Origin of the sequence: Paenibacillus sp. R14(2021) (assembly GCF_019431355.1) — a bacterium.
Lineage (GTDB): Bacteria > Bacillota > Bacilli > Paenibacillales > Paenibacillaceae > Paenibacillus_Z.
Genome location: NZ_CP080269.1, coordinates 36685 through 52915, shown reverse-complemented (window position 1 = coordinate 52915; position 16231 = coordinate 36685). Strand labels below are relative to the sequence as shown.

General features: G+C 52.1%; 18 protein-coding genes and 1 other RNA gene. 2 read left to right on the top strand and 17 right to left on the bottom strand.

All coding sequences use genetic code 11. The annotated features are described in order from the left end of the window. Positions 1-54 precede the first annotated feature (54 nt). The 7 genes from KXU80_RS00250 to KXU80_RS00220 all read right to left on the bottom strand — a co-directional run bounded on the left by KXU80_RS00250 (position 55) and on the right by KXU80_RS00220 (position 5506). A complete protein-coding gene (locus KXU80_RS00250; RefSeq protein ID WP_219836332.1) occupies positions 55-507 on the bottom strand; it encodes a PNPOx family protein in 453 nt (150 codons plus the stop codon). A 79-nt stretch (positions 508-586) separates the two neighbouring features. After that, positions 587-1597, bottom strand: coding sequence for an LCP family protein (locus tag KXU80_RS00245; RefSeq protein ID WP_258171186.1), 1011 nt, complete (start codon positions 1595-1597; stop codon positions 587-589). Positions 1598-1611: 14 nt separating this feature from the next. Next, positions 1612-1884 (bottom strand): hypothetical protein, encoded by a 273-nt coding sequence (locus tag KXU80_RS00240; protein ID WP_219836331.1) that lies wholly within the window; start codon positions 1882-1884, stop codon positions 1612-1614. 1 nt (position 1885) lies between these two features. Further along, positions 1886-2185: a YlaH-like family protein gene (locus KXU80_RS00235; RefSeq protein WP_219836330.1), complete on the bottom strand. Its 300-nt coding sequence runs from the start codon at positions 2183-2185 to the stop codon at positions 1886-1888. A gap of 152 nt (positions 2186-2337) precedes the next feature. Then, complete coding sequence (gene typA, locus KXU80_RS00230) at positions 2338-4179, bottom strand: translational GTPase TypA (protein WP_219836329.1); 1842 nt, start codon at positions 4177-4179, stop codon at positions 2338-2340. 77 nt (positions 4180-4256) lie between these two features. After that, positions 4257-4739, bottom strand: a complete 483-nt coding sequence (locus KXU80_RS00225) for a hypothetical protein (RefSeq protein ID WP_219836328.1) — start codon at positions 4737-4739, stop codon at positions 4257-4259. A gap of 107 nt (positions 4740-4846) precedes the next feature. After that, entirely contained in the window at positions 4847-5506 is a 660-nt protein-coding gene (locus tag KXU80_RS00220) for a TerC family protein (protein ID WP_219836327.1), read from the bottom strand. A 145-nt stretch (positions 5507-5651) separates the two neighbouring features. On the opposite strand from KXU80_RS00220, the gene KXU80_RS00215 reads away from it, so the two are divergent. Beyond that, on the top strand, positions 5652-6353 hold the full coding sequence (locus KXU80_RS00215) for a TerC family protein (RefSeq protein ID WP_219836326.1): 702 nt from the start codon (positions 5652-5654) through the stop codon (positions 6351-6353). Positions 6354-6379: 26 nt separating this feature from the next. On the opposite strand, the gene thiI is transcribed toward KXU80_RS00215, so the two are convergent. The 6 genes from thiI to KXU80_RS00185 form a co-directional block, all read right to left on the bottom strand. Next, positions 6380-7600 carry a tRNA uracil 4-sulfurtransferase ThiI gene (thiI, locus tag KXU80_RS00210; RefSeq protein WP_219836325.1) on the bottom strand — a complete coding sequence of 407 codons (1221 nt, stop codon included), beginning with the start codon at positions 7598-7600 and terminating at the stop codon, positions 6380-6382. Between the two features lie 8 nt (positions 7601-7608). Continuing rightward, positions 7609-8784, bottom strand: coding sequence for a cysteine desulfurase family protein (locus KXU80_RS00205; RefSeq protein WP_308858142.1), 1176 nt, complete (start codon positions 8782-8784; stop codon positions 7609-7611). Positions 8785-8931: 147 nt separating this feature from the next. Next, positions 8932-9627: a lytic transglycosylase domain-containing protein gene (locus KXU80_RS28255; protein ID WP_219836324.1), complete on the bottom strand. Its 696-nt coding sequence runs from the start codon at positions 9625-9627 to the stop codon at positions 8932-8934. 136 nt (positions 9628-9763) lie between these two features. Then, the gene (locus KXU80_RS00195; RefSeq protein WP_219836323.1) at positions 9764-10171 is read right to left on the bottom strand and encodes a DUF4190 domain-containing protein; all 408 of its coding nucleotides are present in this window, start codon (positions 10169-10171) and stop codon (positions 9764-9766) included. A gap of 6 nt (positions 10172-10177) precedes the next feature. After that, complete coding sequence (locus tag KXU80_RS00190; RefSeq protein WP_219836322.1) at positions 10178-10390, bottom strand: DUF1540 domain-containing protein; 213 nt, start codon at positions 10388-10390, stop codon at positions 10178-10180. Positions 10391-10443: 53 nt separating this feature from the next. Beyond that, the gene (locus KXU80_RS00185) at positions 10444-10944 is read right to left on the bottom strand and encodes a YpuI family protein (RefSeq protein WP_219836321.1); all 501 of its coding nucleotides are present in this window, start codon (positions 10942-10944) and stop codon (positions 10444-10446) included. Between the two features lie 198 nt (positions 10945-11142). On the opposite strand from KXU80_RS00185, the gene KXU80_RS00180 reads away from it, so the two are divergent. Further along, a complete protein-coding gene (locus tag KXU80_RS00180) occupies positions 11143-12996 on the top strand; it encodes a S8 family peptidase (protein ID WP_219836320.1) in 1854 nt (617 codons plus the stop codon). A 57-nt stretch (positions 12997-13053) separates the two neighbouring features. On the opposite strand, the gene rnpB is transcribed toward KXU80_RS00180, so the two are convergent. The 4 genes from rnpB to KXU80_RS00160 form a co-directional block, all read right to left on the bottom strand. Next, positions 13054-13460: RNase P RNA component class A (gene rnpB / locus KXU80_RS00175), an RNA gene on the bottom strand. Positions 13461-13525: 65 nt separating this feature from the next. Then, positions 13526-14647, bottom strand: a complete 1122-nt coding sequence (locus tag KXU80_RS00170) for a Nif3-like dinuclear metal center hexameric protein (RefSeq protein WP_219836319.1) — start codon at positions 14645-14647, stop codon at positions 13526-13528. Further along, positions 14611-15402, bottom strand: a complete 792-nt coding sequence (locus tag KXU80_RS00165) for a tRNA (adenine(22)-N(1))-methyltransferase (protein ID WP_219836318.1) — start codon at positions 15400-15402, stop codon at positions 14611-14613. The genes KXU80_RS00170 and KXU80_RS00165 overlap by 37 nt, the downstream gene beginning before the upstream one ends. 1 nt (position 15403) lies before the next feature. Next, positions 15404-16231, bottom strand: coding sequence for a hypothetical protein (locus tag KXU80_RS00160; protein ID WP_219836317.1), 828 nt, complete (start codon positions 16229-16231; stop codon positions 15404-15406).

Below are 16231 nucleotides of genomic sequence, written 5' to 3'. Positions count from 1 at the left end.
TCACCACTGAAACGAATCATCGTTTACGTACACAAAAAGCCTAGTGATTCCTCACTAGGCTTTTTCCATGGCAGCAAACACCTGCTTATCCAGTTTATCTGCTGCTCTCAAGTCATACGTTTTCTCATAAGCCGGCTTAGCAGACAAGCGTGATCCGTAGAACATCGCATCGCGAATTTCAGAAATGCGAATATCAAAGCAGACGAGCTTGATGGGTACATCATCCAATACTTTGGTGACAAGCCGTGCCGTGCCGTAGATCGTTTGAACGGTTCCCGGCCCAAAAAGTGTAATGCTGACATCGGCTTTCGAAGTCATATTCACTGACAAGCGTGAACGGCCGTCGATTGCAAATCGCAGCGTGGTACGGTTGACCGCATAAATCCACGAGATTACACTCGAAGTCGGGGATCCGCTGTCCGCATCAATCGTATGCAGAAGAACGAACGGTTCTTGGTTCAGTGCGCCAAACAAATCGTCATTGAGTACGGTGACGGGTTCGGTCATCCACATGCCCTCCTTGCTTACAGTGTCATGAATGCTCCGATGCATTCATTATAGCATAGTGACGTTTGCTCTTCCACCGTCATTCCTCCAGTTTAGCCCTAAGCGCTTGCTTGGCTGCTTCCAGCTTGGCATCGTCTAGATGGACGAACGGACTCTTCCAAACACCTTCCAGCGGCATGAATGTGATGTCGCTTCGGCTGATACCGAAGTACGTCTTTATCATGTTTTCCACTTCACTTGTTGGAATATCAAGGCGCATGTTATTGCCCACTGCCTTAATCACGCCGGCAATTTTGGTTACGCTGGAGAACGACTTCATCTTATCTGCGATTTCGCCGAGCACTTGGCTTTCCCGCTGATTACGATCGAAGTCGCTCGACATGTTCTTGCCGTCGTTGGATTTCCGGTAACGGACGAAATCAAGTGCATCGTCGCCCATCAGCTTCTGGGGGCCCTTCTTCAGGTCGATGTTCGTGCCATCGGCATTATCTACATAATGCATGTCCATATCGACATCCACGTTCACTCCGCCAAGGGCGTCAACAACATCGACGAAGCCTTGGAAGTTGATCGTTGCTGTGTAATCGATGGGAATGCCAAAATACTTGCTGAACATGACCCGCATGTCTATCTTCGCGGCTTTCTCGGCCTCTGACTTGCTCAATCCTTCTCTTCGTTCGGCTGCTTGAAAGCGTGCGTAAAAGGCATTGGCCTTGGTGCGGTTGTTATAGCCGCGCAGTTCGATTTGGGAATCCCGCGGGATGGAGACAACGACGGCTGATTTGGTCTTGGGATTAAACACGGCAACCATCATGACGTCCGTGTTCAATGTCCCCGTTTGCTTCCGCGTGTCGATACCCATCAGCATAATAGCGACCGGCTTGACTTTCACGGATTGCTCTGGGGCAACCACGACGGTAGGATCGGCATCTGTCGTAATGTCGTTAAGCGCATTCTTCGACTCATATACCAAATAACCGAGGTAGCACGCAATGCCAACCAGCACGAGCAGAAATAAAACCATGATGCGGCGCGGCCAGTAGTTCTTCTTCTTCTTCGAACGTACGGCGTGAGTCGCCTTTCTCGTCATCTTGACCACCTTCGTCAGTTGTATTTCGGATTCTGGTTGATATCGAACAAGAGCTGCTCCCCGGCTTCCTTGGGAAACATCTGCAGCTTCGCATGTCCGTCTATCTCGTATTTCAAATGAATCATCGTCTCGTCCGCCTTATGTATACGCAGATTCGCTACGCCATGATCATCCGTCAAGATCTCAAGAAAGAAATCCCGCGTATCCGCTGCGGCTTGATCCTCTGGCCGAGCCTCCGCAACAAGCTGAATCTGCAGCCAATTAAACAAGGCATCCTGAAGACGCATCTTATGCGCCCCCCGCATCCGAGCTGCTGCTGCCGCGTTTGGCTTTCAGCTTATCGTACAGCTGTCTGCCGCGCAGCATCAGCATCATGATGACAGCGACCGACATGCATTGAACGATAGGCAGCTTGTCATACTGCAAGACGAACAGAACAAAAGCGCCGACGGCCATGACGAGATGTACGAGCACCTCTTTCAGTATGGGCAATCGCTGCACGCGGAATACCGCATTGAAAATATACATCGTCAACGCCAAAATTAGCAGATACGTCAATATCGGATGAGCATGAAACCAGTTTTGCATCCTCTCAACCTCCCGATCCGTCACAGATTCAACTCCGTCATTCCTTCACGCAAATGGCAGGGCAACGGAATCCCCTTATTGGGGGTATCTGTTGCCCTGCCTTCGTCAGCCGCGTTAGCGGCTATTGCCTGTTCAATTAAATCGCGAGCCGATTAAACGCCGGCTTGTGCGGTTTTGCGTTGTTTCTCTGCGCGTTCGCGCTCGCTCTTATTCAAGAGCTTCTTACGAAGACGAATGGATTTCGGCGTTACTTCGCAATATTCGTCGTCGTTCAGATATTCAAGCGCTGCTTCCAGCGAGAACAGTATCGGCGTTTTCAAGCGGACCGTATCGTCTTTACCGGCGGAGCGAATGTTCGTCAGCGCCTTTTCTTTGCAAATGTTGACGATGATGTCGTTGTCGCGGTTATGCTCGCCCACGATCATGCCTTCGTAAACGTCCGTACCCGGCTCCAGGAAGAGGAGGCCGCGGTCTTCTACGCCATTCATGCCGTAGAACGTCGATACGCCGTTCTCGCTCGAGACGAGCACGCCTTGGTGACGACCCCCAACTGCAGCGCCTGCAAGCGGGCCGTAGCTATCGAACGCATGGTTCATGATGCCGTAGCCGCGCGTCAGTGTCAGGAAGTTCGTACGGTAGCCGATCAGGCCGCGAGCCGGGATGATGAACTCGATACGGACTTGGCCGGTGCCGTTATTGACCATGTTAACCATCTCGGCCTTACGTGTTCCTAGGCTCTCCATGACAGCGCCCATGTTTTCTTCCGGTACGTCGATCAGAAGACGCTCGTACGGCTCGCTTCTCACGCCGTCGATATCCTTGATAATAACTTCCGGTTTGGACACTTGAAGCTCGAAGCCTTCGCGGCGCATATTCTCGATCAGTATACCAAGGTGAAGCTCACCGCGGCCGGATACGATGAAAGCGTCTGGGCTGTCGGTTTCGTCCACGCGCAGTGCAACGTCGGTTTCAAGCTCTTTGAACAGACGCTCGCGCAGCTTACGGGATGTTACCCATTTGCCTTCGCGGCCCGCAAACGGGCTGTTGTTCACGAGGAACGTCATTTGCAGCGTCGGCTCGTCGATTTTCAGAACCGGAAGTGCTTCCGGGTTAGCAGGATCGGCAATCGTCTCGCCGATGTTGATTTCGCGAATACCCGCGATAGCGACGATATCGCCGGCGCCTGCTTCTTCAACCTCGATCCGCTTCAGACCTTGGAAGCCGAACAGTTTTTCAATCCGAGCTTGCTTCGTCACACCTTCACGGTTGATAACCGCAATGGACTGGCCTTGACGGATTTTACCGCGGTTGACGCGGCCAACTGCGATACGGCCCAAATATTCGTTATAATCAAGCAGCGTAACGAGGAATTGAAGCGGCTCTTCTACGCTCTCGGTCGGACTAGGAATACGATCGATGATTGTTTCGTACAGCGCCTGCATGTTCTCGTCCTGCTTCTCTACGTTCATGCTTGCCGTACCCATAAGGGCAGAAGCGTACACGACGGGGAATTCCAGCTGCTCGTCGCTTGCGCCAAGCTCGATGAACAGATCAAGCACCTCATCTACGACTTGCTCTGGGCTTGCATTCGGACGGTCAATTTTATTCAAGACGACGATTGGCGTCAATTGGCTTTCCAGCGCTTTACGCAATACGAATTTCGTTTGCGGCATGCAGCCTTCGAAAGCGTCAACGACTAGCAGAACGCCGTCAACCATTTTCATAATCCGTTCTACTTCGCCGCCGAAGTCGGCGTGTCCAGGTGTATCTACGATATTGATCAAGTAATCCTTGTAGTTAACAGCCGTGTTCTTGGCCAAAATCGTGATGCCGCGTTCCCGCTCCAGATCGTTGGAATCCATTGCGCGGTCTTGAACGGTTTCGTTATCGCGGAAAGTACCGGATTGTTGAAGCAGTTTGTCGACGAGCGTTGTTTTACCATGGTCAACGTGAGCGATGATGGCAATATTTCTGATGTTCTCTCTGGCTTGCATTGTAAGTATCCACTCCACTTTTATTTATTAGTTTGTTGATTTTGTAGCACCAACAACCGAGTAAAACAATTGCATCCTTACCAACGGGCCTTACGTCCCACAACCAGCCAAGCGCCGACTGCGATGAACCCCGCGGCAATAATGTACAGCCCCCAACCCCAAACCAGCATGATGACAAAAAACGATACGGAAGCAAGTGCAAGCACAATGGCAAGCGTTAGCGGAAATTTAGGACGGTAGGCATCAAATAAATGATATTCATACAATCCGGCCGCGGCGCTCAAAATAAAAAATGGCCATAGGTACTGCATTGAACCCCAACCAGATGCCATGCAGATGAAAAAAATAAAGGCAGCAATCGTCAGAACAGCCCCCGGAATCAAAGCGTACGGAGGAAGCAGTCGTCCGAAAAACAGCACGTGCAGCAATATGCCGGGTATCAACAGGAAAAGCGGCCAGAAGTTTGTGCCGATAAACGCAAACAGCCCCAGTTTCCCAAACAAAATCACAGCGCCGGCAATAAGAAACAGCAAACCGACGGTGTATTGATTTTTCGACATGCCCAGGTTCCTTTCTCTCGACACTTTTTTAACATTTACTAGTGTAATGGAACCGGAGGCAAAAAACCAGTGAAAGTACTGCAAATTCCTTAAAAATCTAGTTTATCTCATCTTTTTATTCGCAGCAATGCCACAATAATGACCAGCGGGATAAAAAGGACAGGGATCGCCTTCACGAATACGTCTGCTTGGTCCAGCAGCCAAGGATGCACACCAGGGTCGTGGACCAGCATTTCACCGGACGCATAACCAAGCAAACCGCCTCCGAAATAAACCAAAGACGGGAATTTGCGGAGCAGCGTGCTCAGCAAATGGCTTCCCCAAATAATCATCGGAATACTCAGCACAATGCCGAGTATAATAAGGACCGGTTCGCCCTTCGCCACTGCTGCTACCGCCAACACGTTGTCTAGGCTCATCACGAAATCCGCGATAATAATCGTTCTGACCGCCCCGGCAAGCGAGCTGACTTTGCGCATTTCGTGAAACGCCTGCGCATGATCCGAAGCATCTATAATAAGTTTGACCGCAATGACGAATAATAAAACACTTCCGGCAGCCTGAAGAAAAGGAATTTGAAGCAGCGTGATCGCTGCAAGCGTCAGCAGACAGCGTAGACCGACGGCAGCCACCGCCCCCCAAAGCATCGCTTTGCGCCGCTGCGACGGCGGAAGCTGTTGACTTGCAAGCGCGATGACGACGGCATTGTCTCCGCTAAGCAGCACATTGATAAACATAATTTGTATAAACACAATCAAGCTGTCCACTGGTACGCCCCCTTAGAAAGCACTCATCTATGAAACGGTATGTACCAAGTGGACAGGTTATGTTTATGAAATTTTGAATCTTTCTTCGAAGTCATCCGTATATACGAGAAACTTCAAGGTTTGCATGAAAGGGTGGACAAGAACGATGGAATTCTTCTCATTGGATTTTCTAACCGCACTCGTAACCATCGTATTTATCGATCTGATTCTAGCCGGCGATAATGCGATCGTAATCGGGCTCGCAGCGCGAAAATTGCCTAAGGAACAGCAAAGTAAGGCCATTATTTGGGGAACGGTCGGCGCAGTCGGCATTCGAGCCGCGGCCACGGTGCTTGTGGTTTATCTGCTCAACCTGCCTTGGCTGCTGCTGGCAGGCGGCATCCTACTTCTCTGGATCGCGTATAAGCTGCTCGTCGACGAGAGCGGGCACGACAATATCAAAGCAGGCAATACGCTCTGGCAATCGGTACGCACGATCATCATCGCAGATGCAGCCATGGGGCTCGACAATGTCATTGCGGTGGCCGGCGCTTCCCACGGAAGCATCCTGCTCGTCATTCTAGGTCTTCTTATCAGTATTCCGATCGTCGTTTGGGGAAGCACGCTGTTCATCAAGCTCATCAATCGCATTCCCTGGATCGTCTATGTCGGCTCAGCGGTTCTTGCTTACACAGCAGCCAAGATGATTACGCATGAGATGAAGCTCGAAGCCGTCTTTAAGGACAATCCGGCATTCGAATGGTCCTTCATGATTCTGGTCGTTATTCTTATCGTCGTCGGCGGTCTGTGGCGCAATACGGCTCGCAGCAAGTCAGCGGCAATCGAAAAAAGCAGGGAAACCCATTAACGGGTTCCCTGCTTTTTTTTGCTTAATCAGAACCAATCATCCTGCCCCGCCGTCTCAACCGCGCTCGGTACATGCGGGGATAGGCTGATGGTCTCCGCCTCAGCAACGGCTTTATCGATCATGACATCCAAATCGGTTATGGCCGACTCCGCTTTCTCCACAATCTCGAGGTTCGGATTGGTAGTGGGGTTTCTCGGCACGAACAACGTACAGCAATCCTCGTACGGCAGAATTGACGTCTCGAACGTGCCGATGGCGCGGGCAATTCGAATGATTTCGTTCTTCTCCATTGTTATGAGCGGCCTCAGAAGCGGCAGCTGAACCGTACGGCCGATCACGTTCATGCTGCTAAGCGTTTGGCTTGCGACCTGCCCCAGGCTGTCCCCGGTCACAATGCCCAGTCCATTCCTGCTGCCCGCAATCCGCTCTGCAATGCGCAGCATCGAACGGCGCATGAGTGTAATGATTAAGGATTGATGCTCGCCTTGGGCGATGGCGGTCTGAATATCGGTAAAGGAAACGAGGTGAAGCTTAATGGAAGTCCCGGTATAATGGGATAATCTCCGAACGAGTTCGATGACCTTCTCCTTGGCCTGCTCGCTTGTGAACGGGTAGCTATGGAAATGCACGGCTTCCAGTTCCAAGCCTTGGCGCATCGCCAGATAGCCGGCCACGGGGCTGTCAATGCCGCCTGACAGCATCAGCATCGCCTTGCCGTTCGTTCCGTAAGGGAAGCCTCCGGCAGCTTGGACAACATCGCTGAACACGTACGTGCCCTCAGGCTGAATTTCGACCCGAAGCTCTATCTCCGGCTCGCGCACGTTGACTTTGAGCCCTGGCAGCTCGCGCAGGACATAGCCGCCGACCAAATGATTCATTTCCTGAGAATCGTGGGGAAAGCTCTTCTCCACTCGGCGAACAGATACCTTGAAGGTATCCGGCTGTTTCGGAAGCGAGCGCATCACGTCAAGCGCCGCGGCTTGAATAACTCCCAGCTCATTGCTTACTTTGCGGATTGGACTGAACGACGCAATGCCGAAGATGTCTTTCAGCTTAGCAGCAATATCGGCATAAGGCTCACCATTCAAGCTGATGTATATTCTTCCGTACGCGCGTGTAATGACGGCTTTCACGTAGGGAGAAAGCGCCTTTCTCACCTGCTCGACCATTCGCTTGTCAAACCGGTCGCGGTTTTTGCCTTTCACCGTAAATTCGCCAAAGCGAATTAATATCATATCTGGATTCATACGTATCATTACCTTTCTTTTCGCTCCAGCGGCTTTAATTGCTCTACAACCTTCCGAAGCATCATGCTGAGCCATTCCAGCTCTGCTTCGCCATGTTCATCCCCGAAGCTGATGCGGATGCCGCTTGAAGCCCGCTCATGGGAGGCGCCCATCGCCAGCAGCACGCGGCTTGGCTCATCGCTCTTCGAAGAGCAGGCTGATTTGGTGGATGCCAGAATCCCGTGCTTCTCGAGCATATGGATGATGACTTCCGGCTTCATCCCGGGATAGGAGAAATTCACGATATTAGGCGCCGCCAAACCCCACTCTCCCGTATCATCGCTGCCGTTCAGGACTAGCTCCGGTATACCCGCTACGCAGTCCAGCAGCCGCTTGCGAAGCGCGTACATTCGTGACGTCCGAGCCGGCTGACTCTCGACAGCCATTCGAACCGCTTTGGCTGCGGCTACGATCGCCGGTACGTTCTCCGTACCTGGCCGAAGATCGTGCTCCTGTCCTCCGCCCCGGTAGATCGGCTCAAGCTGAACGCCGGACCGGATATATAGCAAGCCTGCTCCGCGCGGCCCATTTACCTTATGCGCCGAGACCGAGAACAGATCGATCTTGCTTTCAACGAGATCAATCGGCAGCTTTCCTACGCTCTGCACACCGTCGACGTGAAAGAGGATATTGCCTCTGGCTTTAATCCGTTTTCCAATATCCGAAATCGGTTGAATGGCGCCTACCTCGTTATTAACTTGCATAAGGCTGACAAGAACGGTTTCCTTCGTCAACGCCTCCTCCAGTTCATCAGGCGACACGATCCCATTCGCATTCACCGGCAAGTACGTAACCCGCCAGCCCTCCCGCTCTAATTGCTTGCATGCATCATACACAGACGGATGCTCAACAGCGGACGTAATGATATGCTTGCCCCGCTTCACCAAGCTGCGCGCGGTACCGGCAACAGCGATATTATTGCTCTCTGTTCCCCCGGAGGTAAAAACCCATTCATCCGCCTCTGTGCCCGGAAATTGCGAGGCAGCTACCGCCCTGGCGCGTTCCAGCAAATTTCTGGCTTCTTGTCCGCTTCGATGGAGCGAAGACGGATTCGCGTAATGCTTCGCCATGATTTCAGCCATCGTTCGAATGACGTCCTCATGCGGCGGCGTTGAAGCGCAGTGGTCAAAATAATGCATATCCATCGCGCATTCACCTCCCTTTCCCCTAAACTTCATAATCTCATCTCTAAAACAAAAAGATCAACGAAGAAAAGCTGAAACAGGCATATTCTTATGCCCGTTCAGCCTTCCCCGCGATCTCCTCAAACTGCCGCGTTTACTGATGTTCAATTAAGCGGTGTACCTGTCCTTCGCGTTTAGCACTTTGGATACGTAATGCTGCGTCTCGCTTGGCAGCAGGTTCATTAAGGATTGAAAGTCCATATCTGTCTTGATTCCTGCGCGGTCAACGCGTCCCGGTCCTGCATTATAGGCAGCCAGCGCAGCCTGCTCATTGCCGCTATACTTGCGCAGCAGGTAAGCCAGGAACTTGGTCCCGCCTTCGATGTTTTGCTGCGGATCAAAGGCATCCGTCACACCGAGACCGCGGGCAGTTCCATCCATCAGCTGCATGAGCCCTTTCGCTCCTGCTTTGGATTCCGCATTCGGATTATAAGAGGATTCTGTATGTATGACTGCTTTAATTAATGTGGGATCAATGCCGTATTTGGCAGCGGCTTCATTAATAATGGATTCATAATCGGAACCGTTAGCTGCTTGGGATGGTTCTTGATTCAATTGCGCCAGCATCGGAGCAAGTGAACTTAATCCGCTAAGCGGCATGATACCAGATGATGTGGTATCTTCTGTCAACGAGGTATCATTTCCGGAGCCGCCAGCTATGTACTGCTGAAGCACCGTATCGAACATCGATGAACCGTCTTGTCCGACTGTCGACGAAAGCACATTCTCGTTGCCGTTAAGATCCAGACTCGGCATTAATTGCAGTTGAAGCAGCGATTTCATAATGCGCGGATCAATGCTCATGTCTTACCTCCATCTTATCGCGTTTCGACAATCTTTAACACTATTTTACATGGTTTGGCATCATTTCGCCAGTGAGCATTTAGTCCCAAGTGATGGAAGAAGCCATCAGAGGAATACCTCTGACGGCTTCGGGTAATTAGGTAATTGCGTAATAAAGAGGGACAAGGACCAAATAAGCAATGACAGCAATAAAGCCAAGTGTTATTGACGTTACGCCAAGACCGCGCGCCCCCTGCCTGAAAGCAACAAAACCGACAACAACAGCGGTAGCCCCTAGGAGAACCGGCCATACAACCCAAGACAGCACAGCAAGGATCAGAGCAGCCCAGCCAGTCGCGACGCCAGCCGATTTTGTCTCCCGCACGGCATCGTTCGTCAATTCATTGCTGTGCCGGGTCGGGTAATCGTGAAGCGATGAGGACGGCACCGAAAGCTCGGCGGCAACCTCTTCATGATAAGCCCTCATGTCTGGATGGTACAACGGGTTAGTTGCCGTATCATCATGCGGGTTATGCTTGTTCTGCTCAAGCGAATCGCGTTCCATATCGGCTCACTCCTTTGCTTTGAAGGTATGGCAGCATGTGGACGCCCTTCTGGCAACAGCATCTTGGTGCTCATCTCCAAACCCTTCCTGCGCAAATTCGGATCCGAAATTCACTTGTGCGTGGCGGTCGATATCGACTTCGATTTTGTCGGCGCCGCACTGATTTCCTTCATTCCAGAAAGAACAGTTCGCAACGCTGCAGCTTACGCCATTCGGCATAAAAATCACCCCCGGTATCAAGTTGCCCGCACCGGGGGTGAGTTATGCCTGCCTTATTTTTGCCCTTGCATGCGGCGCTGCGTCATGTAGTCGCTCTCGTAGTACGACAGGTCGTCACGAAGCTCCTCGTAGACCTTGGAAACAGAAAGAACGATGTCACGGCCCGCACGAACTGGTTTTCTGCGGAAGCGAATCGCGTCCTGGCCCGTATATGCATAACGGCCGTCTTCGGAGTAGCATTCATTTTTGGGGTAGAAAAATGCATTTACACATTGATGGTAGACTTCGTAAAGCGCGCGTTCCGCGAAATCGTTATCAAAATTAGGACGTCGAAGCGCAACACCCAGCTTCTCATAAGCCACCTCGGAAAAAACGAGCATATGACGAAGATCGGACAGCAATCCTTTATAGAATAGCTCTGAATCGTTTCCTTGGTCTTCTGCCGACAGCTGCGGCAATGCGTTCTCATTCAGAAACGATTCCAGTTGGCTGATGGCTAGTTTTAATTTTTCTCTCGTTGATTCGCTAATCGCTTTTACGTTAGTCGAAGGCATGATTGGTAGTTCCCCTTTCATCATCTCGAACAATACTTAAATCATCAACAATCGTACCACAAAATGCGAACGGATGGTACTGTCGATTGTCCGAGCCGCCGTATATTTTCATCTGAAGCTCGCTACCCTAAGAGCAGGCAGCACCGGTTAGACCCGTATGCTTTAATCAAGCTTTGCCACTCAGGGAGGAAACGACAAATGACGCCACGTAAATGGATCGGAGGGTTCGCTGTGCTTGCCGCAGCGGCTTTTCTCATCCCGCTGACCCCTTGGTTCAGCGGCCCGGACCGTACAGTCCAGGAGAAGAAGACCGAGATGCGGACAATGACTGCGCATAAAGAGCACCTCATGAAGCTCGCTACCGTTAAATCGGATATGGAGGCCACTGCGTTACTATGCACGACGGAATGCTCGCGTAATTTTCAGAAGCTGATCAAGCATGAAGCGGCTGTCACGATGAACAAAGCGCATTTGCAGCATATGATGGGGATGCATAAGCAGATGGTTTTTGTCTGGTGGCGGCATAAGGGCAGCAGCATAACCGAAGGAAATAAACCGTCTTCTCGCGAGATCGACCAGCAGCTTCAGGAGGCCAAGAAGCATGTCATGCTGGGAAAATCATATGTCTCCAAGCCGCTTCAGGTAAATGGTCACCGATATATGGTTATCGGCGAGCCGGATCTTCAACATCGCGGTGACGGCATTAGCGGCATTCTGCTCCAGGATATCGTCATGCACGTCGAAGGCCATCAGAGGCGCAATCTGCGTCTTGTCCCGTACCCCGCGGAGGGAAAATATAAGATTGAATCGGTGAAACCGAATTCTACGAAGGACATTACGGTCGATACCGGCGAAGAGAACGGCAATGCCAGCCATTACCACATGAACGAAGTTGTCGTGCGATTCGGAACATCCCCCACCCCGGATGACTTGGCTCGTATCAAGCGGGATATTAAGGCATTGTCGATGAAGAAGCTGGGCTATACGTACGTGTTTCGCTCGCGCGCCATGGAAGCAGACGACATGATGCGTTACTTCAAGGCCAATTGGCGTGTGGCTTACGTGGAGCCCCATTACCTGTATATGACCAATGACACCGGCGCTAGCGCCGATCTTATCCCGAACGATGCCCTCTACTCGCAGTATCAGTGGAATTTGCCTGTCATTGAAACCGAGAAAGGCTGGGGAGTCTCTAAAGGCAGCGAGCAAGTGCTGGTCGGGGTGCTGGATACAGGCGTGCAAGCAGATCATCCGGATCTGAAAGGCAAGCTTGCTCCAGGTACCAATCTCGTAGACGCCAACAGTCCTCCAAACGACGATGTCGGCCATGGCACGCATGTCACCGGTATTATTGCGGCGTCCGTCAATAACGGAGAGGGCGTTGCCGGCCTGACGTGGTACAATAAAGTCGTTCCGATCAAAGTGCTGGATGCGAGCGGAGCCGGATCGACCTATTCCGTAGCCGAAGGCGTCATCTGGGCCGCGGACCACGGCATCAAGGTCATTAATATGAGCCTTGGCAACTATGCCCAAGCTCAATTCCTTCATGATGCTATCAAGTACGCTTATGAACGCGACGTCGTGCTTGTCGCCGCCAGCGGCAATGACAATACGTCGCGGCCAGGCTATCCTGCAGCTTATCCGGAAGTGCTTGCGGTCGCCTCCACCAATGCAGACGGTACCCGATCCCCGTTCTCCAACTACGGGGATTACGTAGACGTAGCCGCTCCAGGTATGACGATTGCCAGTACCTATCCCGGCAGCCAATATGCCGCTTTGTCAGGCACATCCATGGCTAGCCCGCATGCAGCGGCGCTGGCTGCGTTGATCCGCTCCATTAATCCGGATCTTAGCAATGTCGAGGTCATGGACATCATGCGCAAATCGGCCAAAGATCTTGGCACCACGGGCAAGGACAAGTATTTCGGCTATGGGCAAATCGATATCGATCGCGCTCTTCTGGCAGCGAGCCAATCGAAAGTATCTTTGCAGCAGTTCTCGCAGCAGGTTGAGCGCAGATTAGCTCAAATTGCGAGTAGATACAACAAATAAACGTGATAATAACGAAATAACCCGCAAGGCAGGATGCCTTGCGGGTTATTTGAGCATTTGGAAAGTTTGCCGTAAGCCGGGTTCTGTGCTTCTCGTGGTCAAACGGGAACTACCCTCCCACTTATAAAGCGACAATCATCTATCTAGGCCGATCATTGCTAATCAGCTCAAGCGACCAACCCGAACGCGCCCCGGGCAAGGGTGCAGCGCAAGGCTGCTGCGTTCTCTCGGTCTTGCTCCAGATGGGGTTTACCAGCACCGTTGTCACCAACGGTCCTCGTGGTCTCTTACACCACGGTTCCACCCTTGCCTGTGCTGCGCGTAAACACAGCCATCGGCGGTCCATTTCTGTGGCACTATCCTTCGGCTCGCGCCGACTGGACGTTATCCAGCATCTTCGCCCTAAGGAGCCCGGACTTTCCTCTCGCGGCAACAAGGCCGCCAGCGATTGTCTGTCAAACTTCCCGTGTAACAAATAGTATACTAAGAATTTCGGCAAAGCTCAAGGTCGAAACATTTCCAGAGGCAGCTACACGAATTTAAACGGCTCCGTATCGATTAGCGAGGCAATCGTCTCCGTCGCATACTTGCGCTGTTTGAGCTCGTTTCGCAGCCAATCCGCCAGCCGCGGCTTCATTAACTTCTCGATGTTGTGGCCCGGATCGATAATCGAAATTCCCGCAGCCAAAGCATCATGAGCCGTATGATAATCGATGTCGCCCGTAACAAGCACGTCCGCTCCGGCGAAGGTGGCATGTCGCACATATCTGGAGCCCGATCCGCCCAGTACGGCCACCTTACGCACTTCACGCTCCGGGTCGCCGACAAGTCGGAGCGCAGGCACATCAAACGCCGCTTTCGCCCGCTCCGCAAGCTCCTGTAGCTTGATCGGCGCCGGAAGCTTGCCGACGCGGCCAAGACCGAACACGCGTCCCTTAAGCTCGACGGGGTACAAGTCGTAGGCGACTTCTTCGTAGGGATGCGTCTTCAACATCGCTTGCACGACTTTGCGCTGTACGCTGGCCGGCACGATGGTCTCGATTCTGACTTCCTCGACGCGCTCGAGAAGCCCTGCTTCTCCGATGAACGGCTGCGCTTGCTCCCCCGGCTTGAATGTCCCTACGCCCTCGATGTTGAAGCTGCAGTGGCTGTAGCCCCCAATTGCGCCAGCTCCCGCATTCCAAATCGCTTGCAGCACCACCTCATGATGCGTCTTGGGGACGAACACAACCAGCTTGAACATCTTATCCGTATGAACATCCTCAAGCGCGGACCGTCCTTCCGAAGGGACGCCTAGCATATCCGCCATCCAATCGTTAATGCCGCCGTCAGCAACGTCGAGGTTGGTGTGCGCGATATAAACTGCAATATCGTTCTTGATCAACTTCTCGTACAATTTGCCTGCGGGCGTCGACGTATCGAGTTTCGCAAGCGGACGGTAAATAATAGCGTGATGGGCGACAATCAGCTCCGCTCCTGCGGCAATCGCTTCATCGACAACTTCAGGCGTCACATCCAGCGCAACCAATACGCGGGTCACTTCCTTCTGGAGCGTCCCTAGCTGCAAGCCGATTTTGTCGTTCTCCATGGCAATATGTTTAGGGGCCAGCTGCTCTAGAAGCTGGACGACGGTTTGGCCGTTCGCAAACATGACAGCACCTCCTGAATGGCATTCATTTCTTCGCGCAGCTGTACTTCTTTGTCCCGAGACTCTGCAAGTCCGGACTGTGCAAGCTGACTGCAGATGCGCTGCAGCTTCCCATGCTCATGCTGCCACTTATCGTGGAGCAGTTCGGCCCGCTCTCGAAGCAGGTAAGGGCCCATACGGTACAACCATTCGCGCTTGCGCTCCGTATCCATCGCTGTCTGCAGGAAGGCAGGATCATACACGTCTTCATTCCGGATACTTGACGGACTATGCGAAGCGGATAAAGCATGAAGCACTTCGTAAATGCGGCCGTCTTCTTCCAAAATTGTTTCTGCTTGAAGGACATAGCCATGCAGGACAAGCCATTTGCGAACCAACTCTTCACCAACGTTCGGCTGAAGCACGAGCTCTCTAACACCTGCCAATTTCCCTGCGCTGCGGCCAGCTTCCAATATTTCAACCATCAGTGCGCCGCCCATGCCGGCAATCGTGACCGTATCCGCTTCGCCGGGCGTAAGTACGGCAAGTCCGTTTCCTTGTCTAGCCGCTATGACTTTCGTCAATCCCGCCTCGGCGATCTGTTTTTTCGCCGCTTGGAACGGGCCGGTATTCAGTTCTCCGGCAATAGCCGATGGGCATTTGCCGGCTTGTAGTAGATAAACGGGCAGCATCGCATGATCGGAGCCTATATCCGCCATACGAGCGCCAGCCGTTACGTAATCAGCAATTATTTGCAATCGTTTTGATAACTTTATCATTTCAAGCAACCCACGCAATCCATTGTTTTCGGAGCGAGAACAGCAATATGCCTCCCGCTATAATCTTAACCATTAATTCGAGCTGCAGACCAAGATGGTCTTGGGCAAATACAGCCGAGTAAAGCTCGGGCATGAACCATACGATTGCGCCGGCCACGAACAGAATCGAAGCAATCTGCCGGGACCATCGATGGAAAAACCAGCTGCACCATCCGAAAACAAACGAAACCGGCAGCCAATATAACTGGATTTGAAACCACTTCGGTGAATCCGTATTGTTCGACAGCAGCCACGCGTAAACCAGGAACGAAGCCATCCAGCCGCAAAGATGCAGCAGCGGAATTCTTGCTCCGATGCCGAACGCGATCCAAAACAACGCACATACCGACAGTAAGCCTGCCTTCCAGCCCCAATATTGCAGCTCATGCAGCTGCAGTATATAGAGACCGGAACCCAACATAAGCAGCATACCCGCTCCAATCAAACCTAGGCCTACGGATTCATTTTTAGATCGGTACTTTTGACCTACTAACAGCAGTGCGTATACACCTGACAGTGACAAGGCAATTTGCAATAGCGGATGAAAAACGTTAAAATAAAGAACAACAAAACAAATCACGGAAAAAATACCAAATGTAAGGAGCCATTGTTTCAAGGAGGCGCCTTTCACAACGACCGCCGCTTTACCCGTAAACGTAGACGGAGCTCGGGCTTCGCCCTCCTCCAAATACAGATTAAGCAAAAAGTCACAATATTGATCGGGCAGCAGCTTGCTTCGCTGCCAATGCTCAATCTCTCTTACGATTGTTTTACGGCGTTCCTGATCCAT

Excerpts from the sequence above, each read along its gene's own strand:
- KXU80_RS00215 (WP_219836326.1), top strand. The coding sequence starts at position 5,652 with ATGGAATTCTTCTCATTGGATTTTCTAACCGCACTCGTAACCATCGTA.
- KXU80_RS00180 (WP_219836320.1), top strand. The coding sequence starts at position 11,143 with ATGACGCCACGTAAATGGATCGGAGGGTTCGCTGTGCTTGCCGCAGCG.
- thiI (WP_219836325.1), bottom strand. The coding sequence starts at position 7,600 with ATGAATCCAGATATGATATTAATTCGCTTTGGCGAATTTACGGTGAAA.
- KXU80_RS00160 (WP_219836317.1), bottom strand. The coding sequence starts at position 16,231 with ATGGATCAGGAACGCCGTAAAACAATCGTAAGAGAGATTGAGCATTGG.
- KXU80_RS00190 (WP_219836322.1), bottom strand. The coding sequence starts at position 10,390 with ATGCCGAATGGCGTAAGCTGCAGCGTTGCGAACTGTTCTTTCTGGAAT.
- KXU80_RS28255 (WP_219836324.1), bottom strand. The coding sequence starts at position 9,627 with ATGAGCATTGATCCGCGCATTATGAAATCGCTGCTTCAACTGCAATTA.
- KXU80_RS00185 (WP_219836321.1), bottom strand. The coding sequence starts at position 10,944 with ATGCCTTCGACTAACGTAAAAGCGATTAGCGAATCAACGAGAGAAAAA.
- KXU80_RS00235 (WP_219836330.1), bottom strand. The coding sequence starts at position 2,185 with ATGCAAAACTGGTTTCATGCTCATCCGATATTGACGTATCTGCTAATT.
- KXU80_RS00170 (WP_219836319.1), bottom strand. The coding sequence starts at position 14,647 with ATGTTTGCGAACGGCCAAACCGTCGTCCAGCTTCTAGAGCAGCTGGCC.
- KXU80_RS00240 (WP_219836331.1), bottom strand. The coding sequence starts at position 1,884 with ATGCGTCTTCAGGATGCCTTGTTTAATTGGCTGCAGATTCAGCTTGTT.
- KXU80_RS00205 (WP_308858142.1), bottom strand. The coding sequence starts at position 8,784 with ATGGATATGCATTATTTTGACCACTGCGCTTCAACGCCGCCGCATGAG.
- KXU80_RS00245 (WP_258171186.1), bottom strand. The coding sequence starts at position 1,597 with ATGACGAGAAAGGCGACTCACGCCGTACGTTCGAAGAAGAAGAAGAAC.
- KXU80_RS00165 (WP_219836318.1), bottom strand. The coding sequence starts at position 15,402 with ATGATAAAGTTATCAAAACGATTGCAAATAATTGCTGATTACGTAACG.
- KXU80_RS00225 (WP_219836328.1), bottom strand. The coding sequence starts at position 4,739 with ATGTCGAAAAATCAATACACCGTCGGTTTGCTGTTTCTTATTGCCGGC.
- KXU80_RS00250 (WP_219836332.1), bottom strand. The coding sequence starts at position 507 with ATGACCGAACCCGTCACCGTACTCAATGACGATTTGTTTGGCGCACTG.
- typA (WP_219836329.1), bottom strand. The coding sequence starts at position 4,179 with ATGCAAGCCAGAGAGAACATCAGAAATATTGCCATCATCGCTCACGTT.
- KXU80_RS00195 (WP_219836323.1), bottom strand. The coding sequence starts at position 10,171 with ATGGAACGCGATTCGCTTGAGCAGAACAAGCATAACCCGCATGATGAT.